Here is a 14,349-nt window from a genome sequence, read left to right as displayed (position 1 = left end):
CATCAGTCGGCTTCACCGTCGGCCCACGGCCCGATTCCCGCGACCGTGCCGAGCGCCCTGGCGACGAGCAGCGGGACGACGACGGCGAGACAGCCCAGGCCGACCCACCGGGCCGGCGGCGGCTGGAGCGCGAGGGAGACGAGGTACAGCGTGCCCACTGGCACGAGCAGTTTCGCGATCAGCGAGCGGTTCTCGTCGGTCATAGCAGCGGTACTGCAGCGACACGGAAAGGGGTACCCGTCGAGATCGTTCCAATTCCGTTATGCATATCGGATTCAGAAAACGGTAAGTGGGCCCTGCCTGAAGGTCGGACCAGAATGTCCGAGGAGTCGCCGGCGGTCGGGAACGCGTCGACCGGGCTGGAACGGCAACTGGGGCTGCTGGAGTGCGTCCTGCTGAGCGTCGGCGGGATGGTCGGGTCGGCAATCTTCGTCTTCCCCGGGACGACCGGGCGACTGACCGGCCCCTCGGCGATCGTCGCCTGGATGGGTGCGGGTGTCCTGATGACGACCATCGCACTCTGTTACACCGAGCTGTCGCTGGCCTTTCCACAGGCCGGGGGGCCAGCCGTCTTCCCCTACGAGACGCTCGGGCCGTCCCGCGTCGTTCGCGCGTTCGCCAGCTACCTGGAGGGAGTGTCCTACAGCGTCGGCTGGGCGTTCGGCATCACCGTCTCGGCGCTGGCCATCGCCGACTACGTCGGGATGATCGTTCCGGCGGCGAGCGGCCACGCCGTCCCCATCGCCCTGACCGGCATCGCACTGAGTTTTCTGGTCAACGCACTCGGCGTGAGCGTCACCAGCCGCGTCAATCTCGTGTTCGCCGCCCTGCTACTGGCGATTCTCGTCGTCTTCGCCGCGCTGGGGCTGGCCCGGGCCGACCCGGCGAACTACCGCCCGTTCGTCCTCGACGGTCCCGTCCAGTTCCTCGCCGCCGTTCAGGTGGCTATCACCGCCTACGGGGCCTGGACGGTCATCCCTGCCAGCGCCGAGGAGATTCGCGAGCCCACACGCACGATTCCGCGCGCCATCGTCGCGTCGCTGGCGGTCTCGACCGTCCTCTACGGACTGGTGCTCGTGGCCCTCCACGGGCAGGTCGCGCCGTCGGCGTTCGTCGAGGGTAACTCCGCCGTGACGGCGCCGCTGGGGGTCGCCGCCACCGCCCTCGGGGTCCCCCTGTTGCGGGACGTCCTGCTCCCCTTCGCCGCGCTGGTGGCCATCTTCACGACGATGCTCGTCGGGACGATGAGCGCCGGCCGGGTGCTGTTCGCGCTCGGGCGCAACGGGACCCTGCCCGGCCCCTTCGGCGCCGTCAGCGACCGGTTCCAGGTGCCGTGGGTGGGACTGGCGGCCGTCTCGCTGCTGGCCAGCGCGCTCGCGACGGTGCCTCAGTACTTCTTCCAGTTGCTCGTCGTCTCGGCCATCGTCGGTACCGGCCTTCCCTACGCGATCAACCTCCTCTCGTTCGTCGGCCTGCGATACTACCGGACCGACGTCGACCCCGGCTTCCGCGCGCCGGGCGGGTACGCCCTCGCGGGGGTCGCGTTCGTCACGCTCGGCGTGGCGATGATCGGCCTCGGCCTGACGAACGTCCTCTGGTCGCTCGGCACGGTCGCGTTGCTGACGGGCGTCTTCGTCGTCCGGTACCTGCGGTCGCCGGAGTTGATCGTGGCGCCCACTGAGTGAGGCTCAGTTGCCTTCCAGCGCGTCGATGGCGATAGCCGACGCGACGAGCGCCTCCTTGTCGGCGTCGCCGCTGTCCTCGACGGTGATCTCGTAGGTGTCTGCCAGCGAGAGCTGGCCGGCGATCTCGCCGATGTCGTTGCCGTCCGTGTCCTCGATGGAGTACTTGTGGGGGATCAGCCCCGTGACGATCCCGATGTAGGGAAGGTTGCGGACCAGTTCCAGCAGCGCACCCCGCGATTCGATCTTCGCGAGCAGGCGCTCGTCGTCCGGGTCCCGGATCTTCCACTTGTGGGAGAGCAGCGTCCAGTTCTTGTCGAGGACGGCGATGGCGTCGCCGCTGTCGGCCTCGGTCAGCGTGTAGTCGCCCGCGTGATCGAGGATGCTCTCGGCCTTGATCTCGAAGACGTCGTCCCCGTCCGGGTCGGTGAACGGGAACTCCTCTTTCATCTTGAACAGTTTCTGCTTCGCCCGGAGGATCAACTCGCCGTCCTCGTCGTACACCTTGTACTTGTTGCGAAGCAGTTTCTGCGTGACCGTGTACTCGTCCCCCGTCAGGTCGACCCCTTCGATGACGTCGCGTTGCGTACCTGTTGCCATCCTGAATCCCTCGCCCGTACCCCTCTCGCAGTAGTATATAAAACCCGTGCCGATTTCGGCGAATGAGTCGGGCCCGTCGTCATCTGTCGAAGTGGCGCCGATATGGCGGTCGAAAAGCGGCGCAGTCTGGTGGTTTCGCGCCAGCGCCGGGCGCGATCGAAGGGAGCGCTGGACGGGGATCGTAATCGCCGCCCAGCGCCCTCGTCCGACTCGATTTCGCTCGATCAGGCTCCCGGGCATCGGTGCCGCGAAACCGACAGGGTTTCACTCGCCGAGTGCCGAAGGGAGCCATAGATGACAAAGGAGTACATCGAGGTCCGCGGCGCCGAGGAACACAATCTCAAGGACGTCGATGTCGAGATTCCCCGCGAGGAACTGACGGTCGTCACGGGACTGTCCGGATCGGGGAAATCGTCGCTCGCCTTCGAGACGATCTACGCCGAGGGCCAGCGACGCTACATCGAATCGCTCTCCGCGTACGCGCGGAACTTCCTCGGCCAGATGGACAAGCCGCAGGTCGAGACCGTCGAGGGGCTCTCCCCGGCTATCTCCATCGACCAGAAGAACGCCGCCAACAACCCACGCTCGACGGTCGGGACCGTCACCGAACTGCACGACTACCTGCGCCTGCTGTACGCCCGCGTCGGGACGCCCCACTGCCCGGAGTGTGGCCGCGAAGTGGGCACCCAGAGCGCCCAGAACATGGTCCGCCGAATGCTCGAACTGCCCGAGGGAACCCGGGCGAAGATCGCCGCCCCGGTCGTCCGCGACCAGAAGGGCGCCTTCGAGGACCTGTTCGACGACCTCGTCGCCGACGGCTACGCCCGCGTCGAGGTCGACGGCGAGGAGTACGACCTCACGATGGACCGGCCGGAACTCGACGAGAACTACGACCACACCATCGACGTCGTCGTCGACCGCGTGAAGGTCAGCGAGGAACGGCGCTCCCGCATCACCGACTCCGTCGAGACGGCGCTCGAAGAGGCCGAAGGCGTGATCAAGGTGATCCTCCCCGACGCACCGGAGGACGTCGAGATCGGCGGCGCGACCGCCCGGCGAACAGGCGACCTGGCCGCTGGCGACGACGAAGGCGACGGCGAGGACGCGGACGACGCCGACGACGCCAACCGCCTCGTCGTCGAGTTCTCCGAGGAACTGGCCTGCACGCACTGCGGCATCGACATCTCCGAGATAGAGACGCGCAGTTTCTCCTTCAACAGCCCCCACGGCGCGTGCCCGGAGTGTGAGGGGATCGGCCAGGCCAAGGAGGTCGATCCCGACCTCGTCGTCCAGGACCCCTCCAAGCCGCTCAAGAACGTCTTCGAGCCCTGGAGCTACAACCGGTCGTACTACCGCACTCGCCTCGACGCCGTCGCCCAGCACTTCGACGTCCTGCTCGCGACGCCGTGGGAGGACATCGACGAGGACGTCCAGCGACAGTTCCTCTGGGGCACCGACCGGCAGGTCGAGTTCAGCCGCAGCACCCGGAACGGCACCCGGCGCAAGACCAAGCGCTTCGAGGGCGTCATCCCGAACCTCGAACGCCGCTACGTCGAGACCGACTCCGACGGCACCCGCGACCACATCGAGAAGTACATGGCCGTCACCGCCTGCCCGTCCTGCGACGGCACCCGACTGAAGGACGAATCGCGGGCCGTCCTCGTGGACGGAACGTCCATCACCGAGGTCAACCGGATGTCCATCGGCGACGCGCTCGAACACTTCGAGGGCCTGGAGGCCAACCTCGGCGCCCGGGACACCAAGATCGCCGAAGAGATCCTCAAGGAGATCCGCGCCCGCCTCGGCTTCATGTGCGAGGTCGGCCTGGAGTACCTCACCCTGGACCGGGAGGCCTCCACGCTCTCGGGCGGGGAGAGCCAGCGCATCCGGCTGGCGACCCAGATCGGGTCGGGGCTGGTGGGCGTGCTGTACGTCCTCGACGAGCCATCCATCGGGCTCCACCAGCGCGACAACGACCGCCTGCTCAACACGCTCGAAGAGCTCCGCGACCTCGGCAACACGCTGATCGTCGTCGAGCACGACACCGAGACGATGCGGCGGGCCGACACCGTCGTCGACATGGGCCCCGGCCCGGGCAAGCGCGGCGGCGAGGTCGTCGCCAACCAGCCCGTCGACGAGCTGATGGAGAACCCCGACAGCGTCACCGGCGAGTACCTCTCGGGCGAACGGGCGATCCCGGTGCCGAGCGAACGGCGCGAGTCGAACGGCGCGATCACTATCGAGGGCGCCCGCCAGCACAACCTCAAGGACCTCGACGTGGACCTCCCGCTGGGCAACTTCACCGCCATCACGGGCGTCTCAGGCTCGGGCAAGTCCACCCTGATGCACGACGTGCTGTACAAGGGCCTCGCTCGCGAGATGAACGACAACACCAGCGTCGACCCCGGGGAACACGACGCCATCGAGGGCCTGGACCAGATCGAGACGGTCCGCCTCATCGACCAGTCGCCCATCGGCCGCACCCCGCGCTCCAACCCCGCGACCTACACCAACGTCTTCGACCACATTCGCGAGTTGTTCGCCGAGACCAGCCTCGCCAAGCAGCGGGGCTACGAGAAGGGTCGCTTCTCGTTCAACGTCAAGGGCGGCCGCTGTGAGGCCTGCGGCGGGCAGGGCACCGTCACCATCGAGATGAACTTCCTCTCGGACGTCTCCGTCCCCTGCGAGGAGTGCGACGGCGCACGCTACAACGACGAGACCCTCGACGTCACCTACAAGGACGCCACCATCGCCGACGTGCTGGACATGGAGGTCTCCGAGGCCTTCGAGTTCTTCGAGGGCCACACCGGCATCCGCCGCCGGCTCAAACTCCTCAAGGACGTCGGCCTGGGTTACATGACGCTCGGCCAGCCCTCGACCACCCTCTCGGGTGGTGAGGCCCAGCGCGTCAAACTCGCCGAGGAACTCGGCAAGAAGGACTCCGGCGAGACGCTGTACCTCCTGGACGAGCCCACCACCGGGCTCCACCCCGAGGACGAGCGCAAACTCATCGACGTCCTCCACCGCCTCACCGACAACGGCAACACCGTCGTCGTCATCGAACACGAACTCGACCTGGTGAAGAACGCCGACCACGTCGTCGACCTCGGCCCCGAGGGCGGCGAGAAGGGCGGCCACATCGTCGGCGAGGGAACTCCCGAGGAGGTCGCCCAGACCGAGGACTCCCACACCGGGCGCTACCTGCGCGACCTGCTCCCCGACGTGGAACTGGAGGGCCCCCGTGCCGACCGCGAGATGGCCGCGCCCTCGGCTGACGATTAACTGACGACTGGTTTCTCGGCGGTGGCGCGCGCTGGCGAGCGCGCCTCAGTCTGCGCGCCTCATTGCCCTTCGGTACTCGACGTGTCGTGCTTCGTCGATCCCGTCTCGCCCTTTCAGTCCTCCAGGGACTACAAGAATGTGTGGCCGTGCGGACAGTCGAGGCACTGCGACCGCCCAACACACTTTATCGCAGCCCGCCTACACGAGCACATGCCAACCCTCTACGCGGCCCTGGACGACCGGGTCCTCGTCGTCGACGGCGAGCGCGACGAGTGGCTCGAGCACGAACGGCTGGTCACCAACGACCTGGAGTGCGTCGCGGCGAGCTCCGCGGCGCCAGAGCGCGTGTTCGTCGGCACCGTCGACGAGGGGCTCCAGCGCTCCACCGACGGCGGGGACGCCTGGCGGACGGTCCACGACCCGGGCGACCGCGTCACGGCCGTCACCGTCAGCCCGCACGACCCCGACACCGTCTGGGTCGGCACGGAGCCCTCTCGCGTCTATCGGTCGACCGACGGCGGCGAGTCGTGGGAGGAGCGCCCCGGCGTCGCCGACCTGCCCTCGGCCGAGCGCTGGTCGTTCCCGCCGCGGCCGGACACCCACCACGTCCGGTGGATATCCGTCCATCCCGACGATCCCGAGCGGCTCTACGTGGCCATCGAGGCCGGCGCGCTCGTCCGTACCGACGACGCCGGCGAGAGCTGGATCGACCATCCCCAGGGCGGCCGGCGGGACAACCACACGCTCCGAACCCATCCCGAAGCGCCGGACCGGGTGTACACCGCGGCCGGCGACGGCTACGCCGAGTCGACCGACGGCGGCGATTCGTGGCACTACCCCCAGGACGGCCTGGAGCACCGCTACGTCTGGGGGCTGGCCGTGGACCCCGCCGACCCCGACGCGGTCGTGGTGTCCGCGGCCAGCGGCGCCTACGCCGCGCACGACCCCGACGGCACGTCCTACGTCTACCGGCGGACCGGCGGCGGGAGTGGCAGCGAAAGCGCCGACGACGGGAACGCCGACGGCGGGGGCGCCGACGATACCGGCGGGGTCCACTGGGAGCAGGCGATGGACGGCCTCCCCGGACCGGAGGGGCTGGCCCGCGCCGTCCTCGACGCCCACGCCACCGGCTTCTACGCCCTGACGAACCAGGGGCTCTACCACAGCGACGACGGCTGGGCCTGGGAGCTGTGTACCCTCTCGTGGCCGAGCGAGTACCGGCGACAGGTGCCAAGCGGCCTCGCCGTGGTCGGCTGAGACGCCGGACGATTCCGACCGGATATCGCGGGGAGCACGACCGGCGCCGCCTCGACGGAGAAGGTATTTGGGCCGTCCCCGCGACGTCTCGCACATGCACGATTTCGTCGTCGTCGGCTGCGGCCCTGCCGGTTCCCGGTTCGCCCGCCGGGCCAGCGAGGCCGGGCACGACGTACTCGCCTTCGAGCAGGGCACCGTCGGCGAGCCCCTGGCCTGTTCGGGCCACGTGAGCACCGACATCTGGGAGTACACCCCCGAGGGCGCTCGCGAGGAGTTGCTCCAGAACGAGGTGTACGGCGCGCGCTTCCACCTCGGCGGTGCCGACAGCGAGGCCCACCCCTTCTACAAGGACGACCCGGTCTCGAACGTCATCGACCGCGTCGGCCTGGACAAGCTCCTGGCAGAGGCGGCCCGCGACGCGGGCGTCGACCTCCGCGAGGACCACACCGTCGTCGGCGTCGAGGAGCACACGGACCACGTGAGCGTCGAGGTGCGCGGCCCAGACGGCGTCGAGACCCACGAGGCGAAGTTCGTCGCCGGCTGCGACGGCCCGAACTCCCGCGTCCGGCGCGAACTCGACCTGCCCGAACCCGACGAGTTGCTCCACGGCGTGCTCGGCTTCGACCCCGAGCCAGACCACGGCGAGTTCGTCGACGTCCACCTCACCGTCCCGGAGTTTTTCGCCTGGCGCATCCCGCGCGGCGAGGCCGGCGTCGAGTACGGCCTGGCGATGGGACCGAACGACGACGTCCGCGAGCGCTTCGACGCCCTGACCGCGGAGTACGGCGCCGACACCGAGAACCGGTGTTCCGGGCTGATCCCCATCGGCCCGCCGGACAGCGTGACCGGCCGCCGGTCGTTCCTGATCGGCGACGCCGCCGCCCAGACCAAGCCCTTCACCGGCGGCGGCATCCTCTACGGCATGACCGCCGCCGACCACGCCGCGCGCACCATCGACCCCGACGACCCGGCGACGCTCGACGACTACGAGACGGCGTGGCGCGACGACCTCCGCAACGAAATCCGGCTTGGCCACGTCGTCCGCGCGGGCTACTCCTTCCCCGAACTCCTCCAGCGCGTCGGGATGAAGGCCTTCGAGGGGGAGATCGGCGTCCACATGGACCGGCCGACGTCCGTCTTCTCGACCGACCAGTTGAAAGCGCTCCTGTCACGATCCTGAGCGGATCCGTCCCCGATAGGCACCGCTGACTGGTCCGACCGCTCGGGAAATGCCACAACTCTTATATCCATTGCCGGTGGGTTTTCACTTGACGCTCCGTCTTGGAGGGCCGGAGCGTCAGCGGGGACCAATTCAGGGCGACGAGACGGCTGGGAACGACCCTATCCCGTCTCACCTTTCGCTTTTGTGCTACCTGACGAGTGACTGCGCTGCTTCGCTTCTCCGGATACACGTTCGTCTGAACCACCTGGTCAACGTGGGCTGTGAGTTGAGTGGGTGGTTCTGTGGGTCTGGTGCTGGAAGAAAGGAAACCACCAACACCCAGAAAGCCCTCGGCGCGCTGGACTCGCGCGAGCACCACTGCGCTCCTCACTTCGCTCCGGTGCTTGTGGGCTCGTGCTTCGTCCAGCCCGCCTCGCCCTTTCAGTCCTCCAGGTACACCACCGCAGCCCTGCCGTTCCCCGGGTCGCGCGTCCCTCGCGTTGCTCGGGCCCGCGCTCCCGGCCGACCGCCGGGCGGTTGTGGTAGGAAGCGTGATTCGGCGCGTCCGCGCCGAATCCGGGGAGGGTTGGTGTCTTGGCGAGCGGAGCGAGCCAAGGCTCGTCAGAGCTTGCTCTGACGGTGGTTCCAATCGCGAGCGCGAGCCGAACGAAGTGAGGCCGCGCGAGCTATGCGGTCCTGGAGGACTGAAAGGGCGAGGCGGGGTCGCGCCGACGGGCAGTCGCTCAGCGGGCCCTACCCGAACGCAGTGAGGGTATCCCGCTGAGCGACCGCGAGCCCGCCGAGGGCTTTCGAAGTGTTTGCGTTCGTACTCAGTGACGTCGGGTCGGTTCTCCCAGATCGATAACTCGTTCACCTACACTGACCAGATCCAGACCGACACGTATCACTCGCTGAGTGGGACATGAGGGCCCGAGTCGCCAGTATCCGCAACCACTCGCTCACCCTCTGCGATGGAGCGAGTACGCGATGAAGAGCACGCCAACGAACTGGAACGTCCGCGTCAGGAGCGTGAGCGACTGCTGGAGTGACTCCGGCAGGACGCCCTGTCGCAGGAGCAGGGAACCGACGAACGCGGTGGAGAAGGCCACTGCCGTCAGGAGGAAGAGGCCGACCGAGAGGTACTGCATGGTCCGGCTGTGGTGGCGGCGGTAGCCGCGGTAGGCCTGGTAGCCGACGTAGCCGCCGACGACCGTCGACCCGAAGGCGAGCGCGAGGACGAACCACTGGACTGCGGTCGATATGCCGACCATGTCAGAGGTGCTCCCACATCTTGGTGAATCTGTCCGCGGTGTCGTCTTCGGTGTCGCCAGGGAACGCGGGCGGGGGCGAGGACTCGACGGTGGCCTCGAACGAGCCCTCGGCCAGTTGCATGGAAAACTCCGAGAGGGTCGCCGCGTAGACGTTGTAGTCGTTTCCGCCCGTCCTGACGTGGGTCTGTTCCTCGAGGAGGTCGAACTCCGTCAACCGCTGGGCCCGGCGGTACACCGTGGGCTGGGACATGTCGCACTCCTCGGCTATCTGTTTGGCTGACATCGGTCGCACACTCGTCACCGCGAGGATGGCCCGGGCGTAGTCGTCGCTGAGGAGGTCCAGGAGCTCGCCCAGCGCCACGTCCTCGCTCACGTCGGTACCCAACGACGCGACGCGAAATAAAAGGTTCTCCCGGCTTCCGGGTCGGAAGCTACCGGTCCGGGCCGGACCCGCAGCAGTGGCCGGGGGCCGTGGCGGTCGACCGACGACAGGAGTGTTCACGGGAACCATCTGTGGGCAACGCGTTCGGTACCGTCACGGCGGCTGATTCGTTCGGGAAGCGCCAGCGGGGACAGCTGGGTCGCGTGCAGCGGGGATCTGGGGTCGACAGGCGACGGGGACGTGCTGGTGCCGCTGCAGATCAGTCCACGACGGGGTCGATAATATAACGTCCCGCCGAACTTCTGACCCAGAAGTCGACCGTCTGACGCCCTGGTGTCGCGCCGCCCGGGACCGGGCTATCGCCCGCCGGCACCGGGACAGCCGACCGACTCGCCGATGTCGACGACGACGTCCGCCGAGATGCCGGTTCCCCGGACTGTGTAGCGGTAGTCCTCGCAGTTCCACGACAGCGACACCCGCTGGCCCGTGGTGAGCGTGGCTGGCCGGCCGTCGATGGTCAGCTCACCCTCGTCGTCCTCGTCAGCGTAGGTGAAGCTGTACTTCGCGACGCTGACCACGGAGGTCCGGTTCGCGTACCGGAGCCCGACGCCCTGGACGCGACCGTTCGTCTGCGTGGCGTAGGTCAGTTCGTAGGTCGGCGGGACGACCGGGTCGGGGACGGCGACGTCCGACGCCTCCCTGAGCGCGCCGACGCTCCGGTACGTCGTCGTCTCGGCGGTGTCCGGGCTGTGGACGGTCGCGTTCTCGGGGATGTCGGGGGTGAAGGTGTCGTCGTCGAGTCCCGGGTCGAACGCGACGTCGGTGTACGTCGTGGTCATGACCGTCCGCTGGCCTTCGTGGGTCCACGCGGTCCGCTGTTTCAGGGGGAAGTAGTTCTCCGCGTCCAGCCACAGCGTCTGCTCGTAGTTCGCGTCGGTCGATTCGTTCACCGGCGTCAGGCGGAGGACGTACACCTCGCGGTCCGCCACGGTGTCGGTCCCGCCGTAGCTGACGGTGAGAGGACCACCGCCGACGCCCGTCGCGGCGCCGGACTGGGCGGCGGACTCGGGAACGACCGGCAACGGTTCGACGGTCGGCGGTTCGGCCGGCGTCTCCCCGTCGCCAGTGGTCGCGTTCAGTCGGGCGAACAGCCGCGCGATCGTGTCGCCACGGGACGACGCGCGGTCGTCGTCGAGTTCGATCCTGGTCACGTTGGGCGTCTCGCGCTCGTAGAGCCACAGCACCGAGCCGTTCGACACCCGCGTGCCGAACCTGCTCTCGGGCCCCTCGCGGAGGGAGAGACGTTTCTCCCCGGTGTCGGGGCGCAACTGGACCGCGTACGTCCGGGTGCTCTCGACGGTTCCGTTCCGCTCGATGGTGGTCGTCCGGGTACCCTCGACGCCCTGGATGGCGTCGTACTGGTCGGCGACGTCGTCGTCGAACTGGGGGCGGTCGGGCGCGCTCGCGGAGGTGGCGACCCAGGCGCTGCCGGCGACGCCGGCGAGGGCGACCAGCGCCGCGACCAGGAGGACGGCTCGTTCGGTGGATGGGCGTTTGGTTGCCATGGGTATCTGGAGGGCACAGACGGGCACGTCGGACGGCCCGCCCGCCACGGTCACGATTCACGTGGCACTCGTCTTACGGGAATGGTCACTGCCACGGCAATAAACGCTACTATCGAGCAATCGGTCGATCGCTTTCCGGGCGACAGCTCGCTCCTTCCGGGTTCCGCCCTGCTCGACCGTGCTCGGGCCTGCTCGACCGGGATCCGACCCGTACTACCGCTCGTTCCGACTCGTCCCACCCTGGATTGCCTCGTCACCTCGCCAACGTGGGGACTGCTACCGAAGTTCAATAGCGGCTAAACCCCGCGACCGTCTCGATCCGTCTAGCTGAATGCGCGCAGACCGGAGGTCTCAGGATGGCTGAGTCGCGGCCCGACGACGGACCAGCGTCGGCCGAGAGCGCCGCGTCGGGCCCGGACACAGACGACCCACCCTCGTTCTCGCTCGCCGGCGTCCGCGACGGCTTTCGCGCCTGCGTCCCCATCGCGCTCGGCGTCGCGGGCTACGGCGTCGTCTTCGGCGTGCTCGCCCGCCGGGCCGGTCTGAGCACCGCCGAGGCGACGCTGATGAGCGCGACAGTGCTCGCCGGCGCCGCTCAGGTCATCGCGGTCGGGATCTGGGAGTACCCCGTCCCCGTCGTCGCCCTGGTCGTCACCACGTTCGTCGTCAACCTCCGGTACGCGCTGATGGGCGCCTCGCTGCGGCCGTGGTTCCGCCACCTCTCGCCGCGCGAGACCTACGGGAGCCTCTTCTTCATGGCCGACGAGAACTGGGCGCTGACGATGGCAGAGTTGCGTTCCGGCGGCACCCAGGGCGCGTACCTGTTGGGAAGCGGCCTCGCCATCTGGACGTTCTGGGTCGCGGCGACCGTCCTCGGCGCGACCGTCGGCGGCGTGGTCGAGGACCCCGCCCGCTGGGGGTTCGACTTCGTGCTCACCGCCGTCTTTCTCGTCCTGGCGGTGACGCTGTGGGCGGGCAAGCGCTCGCTGGCGCCGTGGATAGTCGCCGCTGGGGTCGCCCTCGCCGGCGCTCGCTTTCTCCCCGGCGAGTGGTATATCCTGCTCGGCGGCCTGGCCGCCAGCGCCGTGGCGGTGATCCGCCGTGATTGACCTGGACCCGCTGACGGTGGCGACCATCTTCGCGATGGCGCTGGCCACCTACGTCACGAAGGCGGGCGGCATGTGGGTGCTCGACCGGATCGAGATCTCCGAGCGAACTGAGGCCGGCCTGGAGGCCCTCCCCGGCGGGATCATCGTCGCGATTCTCGCACCGCGACTCGTCGACGGCGACCCCGCGACCTGGGTCGCCGCCGGGGTGGTGCTGGTGGTCGCCTACAGGACCGAGAACGTCTTGCTGTCGCTGATCGTCGGGTTCGTGACGGTACTGGTGCTCAGGGGGCAGGTGTTCGCGCTGGTTTGAGCCGTTCCTTTGACCTGTGTTCCCGCGATTCCTCGTCGCTGTCTTTCAGAGAATTATCTGCAAAATATCGACAGCCGCCATCTCGCTTACACCCAGTTCACTTCCATCCTTGCTGTTTGTAGTGGGCCAACGCTGAAAGAAATGCCAAGGATTTACTGATCACTGTCTTACACGAACGCAATGGCCCCTTCGACTACACCGAGGCAGTCTGGCGTCGAGTCTGTCGATCTCACGGAGACGAGGACGTTCGTTTTGGGCATCGTACAGGTGATACTGACCGCGATTGCGTTTGGATTGATGTTTTACCTCGTCGCCGCGACTCGGATTGCTCCGCTCGGATCGACTCCCGAGTCGGCCACTTTCGCTGTACTACTCGGGTCTATCCCGGCAGTTATCCTCGGTGCAGGCGTCCCGTATCTCGTTCAACGTCGTGAGTACTTTAACAGACTAAACGACTCGACAGGGGCCAGAGTCGTTGGGACTACGGTCACGTTCGGCACGTACTTCGTCCTCTTCTTCTACCACCCTGTGACGAGCGTACTGTACGCGATCGTGTATCTACTGAGCCGAGTCGCCATCCTCGTTGGAATCTACGGTGTTTCTCGGATCAAAGCGACGCTCGCGTAGTCCCTGCTGATTGGCCTTTTGACCGTCAGATTAAGAGTGGGACGTTCGACGACGTGGCCCTCAATCCCTGCCGCCGAGTGCCTCGTCCACGTCGTCGATGATGCGGAACGCGAGCTCCCGGAACCTCTCGTTGAACTGCTCCAGTTCTTCAGCGGGTCGCTGGTCCTGCACGTAGCCCTGTCTGATATCGAAGGCGAAGATCAGTGCCTTGTAGGCCCGTCGCCGAAGGTCGGAGCCGGCGGGGAGTTCACGAACGGACTCGTATCCCGAACGAAACGCCTCGCTGTGACGCTCGTTCTCACGAGCCGGATTATCGAAGACGTGCAGGACTGTTCGTGCGAAATCGTACTCGCCCGGGCCAGCTATCGCGTGTTCCCAGTCCACGACGCGGCTGACCTCGTCCTGGTCGAACGTGACGTGACTCGGAACGAAGTCGCCGTGAACCAGTACCGCGTCGTCAGCGGCGTCGAAGAACGTCCGATGATCATCGACGAACGCGAGCGCGCGCTCGCTGACGTCTTCGTATCCGGTCCCGGCCAGGTCGTCGTGGACGGCGGAGAGTCTCTCCCTGAGCGTCTCACTCCAGGTGTCCTCCGATCGAACTGCTAGCGTGTCGGAACCCCCGAACAGGCCGGTACTCTGGAACGAGGTTTGAGCGTGGAGGGTTGCAAGAGAGGCGCCCATGGCCCGTGCTCCGGATTCCGTGACTGCGACCTGGTCGTCCGGCGCGTCGTCACACCACTCGGTCAGGAAGTAGCCGTCGCCCACGGTGAGGACGTTGGGAACAGGGACGTCGGTTTCGCGCTCGGCGTGCTCGATGACGCGGGCTTCGATCGAAGGCGTCGCTCGTGGTTCCCGAGCTAGCTTGCAGGCTGCTCGAACGCCGTCCACAGTTACTTCGTAGACGCGGTGTGGCGGGACGTCGTGGAGGACCCGATGGACGGTATAGCTGTTCGCATGCGATTCCAGTACGTCGTGGACGTCACGTGTCATGGGTTTCGTGCCGCGTGACGGACGGCCGCCGGCCGGACAGCGCCGCGGCTCCGGCCGGAAGAATTCTGTTGTACCTACGAAGAATTTGTATTTGAAGCTTGTCGTACTT

13 protein-coding genes are annotated in these 14,349 nt (G+C 67.4%); 7 read left to right on the top strand and 6 right to left on the bottom strand.

The window, feature by feature from the left end; all coding sequences use genetic code 11:
- Positions 1 to 2: 2 nt before the first annotated feature.
- Entirely contained in the window at positions 3 to 203 is a 201-nt protein-coding gene (locus tag BM337_RS09375) for a hypothetical protein (protein WP_089816260.1), read from the bottom strand.
- 114 nt (positions 204 to 317) lie between these two features.
- On the opposite strand from BM337_RS09375, the gene BM337_RS09370 reads away from it, so the two are divergent.
- Positions 318 to 1,685: an APC family permease gene (locus tag BM337_RS09370; RefSeq protein ID WP_089816258.1), complete on the top strand. Its 1,368-nt coding sequence runs from the start codon at positions 318 to 320 to the stop codon at positions 1,683 to 1,685.
- Positions 1,686 to 1,688: 3 nt separating this feature from the next.
- On the opposite strand, the gene BM337_RS09365 is transcribed toward BM337_RS09370, so the two are convergent.
- On the bottom strand, positions 1,689 to 2,282 hold the full coding sequence (locus tag BM337_RS09365; RefSeq protein ID WP_089816256.1) for an LURP-one-related/scramblase family protein: 594 nt from the start codon (positions 2,280 to 2,282) through the stop codon (positions 1,689 to 1,691).
- Positions 2,283 to 2,576: 294 nt separating this feature from the next.
- Between BM337_RS09365 and uvrA the strand changes: the two genes are divergently transcribed.
- From uvrA to BM337_RS09350, 3 genes are all read left to right on the top strand, one after another.
- On the top strand, positions 2,577 to 5,564 hold the full coding sequence (gene uvrA, locus BM337_RS09360) for an excinuclease ABC subunit UvrA (protein WP_089816254.1): 2,988 nt from the start codon (positions 2,577 to 2,579) through the stop codon (positions 5,562 to 5,564).
- 210 nt (positions 5,565 to 5,774) lie between these two features.
- Positions 5,775 to 6,821, top strand: a complete 1,047-nt coding sequence (locus tag BM337_RS09355) for a WD40/YVTN/BNR-like repeat-containing protein (RefSeq protein WP_089816252.1) — start codon at positions 5,775 to 5,777, stop codon at positions 6,819 to 6,821.
- Positions 6,822 to 6,915: 94 nt separating this feature from the next.
- The gene (locus BM337_RS09350) at positions 6,916 to 8,001 is read left to right on the top strand and encodes a geranylgeranyl reductase family protein (protein WP_089816250.1); all 1,086 of its coding nucleotides are present in this window, start codon (positions 6,916 to 6,918) and stop codon (positions 7,999 to 8,001) included.
- A 941-nt stretch (positions 8,002 to 8,942) separates the two neighbouring features.
- Here BM337_RS09350 and BM337_RS09345 read toward each other — a convergent pair.
- The 3 genes from BM337_RS09345 to BM337_RS09335 all read right to left on the bottom strand — a co-directional run bounded on the left by BM337_RS09345 (position 8,943) and on the right by BM337_RS09335 (position 11,201).
- The gene (locus tag BM337_RS09345; protein ID WP_089816248.1) at positions 8,943 to 9,254 is read right to left on the bottom strand and encodes a DUF7521 family protein; all 312 of its coding nucleotides are present in this window, start codon (positions 9,252 to 9,254) and stop codon (positions 8,943 to 8,945) included.
- Position 9,255: 1 nt separating this feature from the next.
- A complete protein-coding gene (locus tag BM337_RS09340; protein ID WP_089816246.1) occupies positions 9,256 to 9,627 on the bottom strand; it encodes a winged helix-turn-helix domain-containing protein in 372 nt (123 codons plus the stop codon).
- Between the two features lie 365 nt (positions 9,628 to 9,992).
- The gene (locus BM337_RS09335) at positions 9,993 to 11,201 is read right to left on the bottom strand and encodes an outer membrane lipoprotein-sorting protein (RefSeq protein WP_089817160.1); all 1,209 of its coding nucleotides are present in this window, start codon (positions 11,199 to 11,201) and stop codon (positions 9,993 to 9,995) included.
- A 356-nt stretch (positions 11,202 to 11,557) separates the two neighbouring features.
- Between BM337_RS09335 and BM337_RS09330 the strand changes: the two genes are divergently transcribed.
- The 3 genes from BM337_RS09330 (at position 11,558) to BM337_RS09320 (ending at position 13,247) form a co-directional block, all read left to right on the top strand.
- Complete coding sequence (locus tag BM337_RS09330; protein ID WP_089816244.1) at positions 11,558 to 12,310, top strand: AzlC family ABC transporter permease; 753 nt, start codon at positions 11,558 to 11,560, stop codon at positions 12,308 to 12,310.
- Positions 12,303 to 12,620: an AzlD family protein gene (locus tag BM337_RS09325; protein ID WP_089816242.1), complete on the top strand. Its 318-nt coding sequence runs from the start codon at positions 12,303 to 12,305 to the stop codon at positions 12,618 to 12,620. Before BM337_RS09330 ends, BM337_RS09325 begins: the two co-directional genes overlap by 8 nt.
- A 180-nt stretch (positions 12,621 to 12,800) precedes the next feature.
- Entirely contained in the window at positions 12,801 to 13,247 is a 447-nt protein-coding gene (locus BM337_RS09320; protein WP_089816240.1) for a DUF8100 family protein, read from the top strand.
- Positions 13,248 to 13,307: 60 nt separating this feature from the next.
- On the opposite strand, the gene BM337_RS09315 is transcribed toward BM337_RS09320, so the two are convergent.
- The gene (locus BM337_RS09315; protein WP_089816238.1) at positions 13,308 to 14,240 is read right to left on the bottom strand and encodes a phosphotransferase family protein; all 933 of its coding nucleotides are present in this window, start codon (positions 14,238 to 14,240) and stop codon (positions 13,308 to 13,310) included.
- Positions 14,241 to 14,349 lie beyond the last annotated feature (109 nt).

The sequence above is a fragment of the Halomicrobium zhouii genome (assembly GCF_900114435.1).
Taxonomy (GTDB): Archaea; Halobacteriota; Halobacteria; order Halobacteriales; family Haloarculaceae; genus Halomicrobium; species Halomicrobium zhouii.
The sequence above is the reverse complement of the archived record's forward strand: the minus strand, read 5'-3'. Positions and strand labels throughout refer to the sequence as shown.

What these genes read in the sequence shown, in the direction of transcription:
- BM337_RS09375 (WP_089816260.1), bottom strand. Translation starts at nt 203, where the DNA reads ATGACCGACGAGAACCGCTCGCTGATCGCGAAACTGCTCGTGCCAGTG.
- BM337_RS09370 (WP_089816258.1), top strand. Translation starts at nt 318, where the DNA reads ATGTCCGAGGAGTCGCCGGCGGTCGGGAACGCGTCGACCGGGCTGGAA.
- BM337_RS09365 (WP_089816256.1), bottom strand. Translation starts at nt 2,282, where the DNA reads ATGGCAACAGGTACGCAACGCGACGTCATCGAAGGGGTCGACCTGACG.
- uvrA (WP_089816254.1), top strand. Translation starts at nt 2,577, where the DNA reads ATGACAAAGGAGTACATCGAGGTCCGCGGCGCCGAGGAACACAATCTC.
- BM337_RS09355 (WP_089816252.1), top strand. Translation starts at nt 5,775, where the DNA reads ATGCCAACCCTCTACGCGGCCCTGGACGACCGGGTCCTCGTCGTCGAC.
- BM337_RS09350 (WP_089816250.1), top strand. Translation starts at nt 6,916, where the DNA reads ATGCACGATTTCGTCGTCGTCGGCTGCGGCCCTGCCGGTTCCCGGTTC.
- BM337_RS09345 (WP_089816248.1), bottom strand. Translation starts at nt 9,254, where the DNA reads ATGGTCGGCATATCGACCGCAGTCCAGTGGTTCGTCCTCGCGCTCGCC.
- BM337_RS09335 (WP_089817160.1), bottom strand. Translation starts at nt 11,201, where the DNA reads ATGGCAACCAAACGCCCATCCACCGAACGAGCCGTCCTCCTGGTCGCG.
- BM337_RS09330 (WP_089816244.1), top strand. Translation starts at nt 11,558, where the DNA reads ATGGCTGAGTCGCGGCCCGACGACGGACCAGCGTCGGCCGAGAGCGCC.
- BM337_RS09320 (WP_089816240.1), top strand. Translation starts at nt 12,801, where the DNA reads ATGGCCCCTTCGACTACACCGAGGCAGTCTGGCGTCGAGTCTGTCGAT.
- BM337_RS09315 (WP_089816238.1), bottom strand. Translation starts at nt 14,240, where the DNA reads ATGACACGTGACGTCCACGACGTACTGGAATCGCATGCGAACAGCTAT.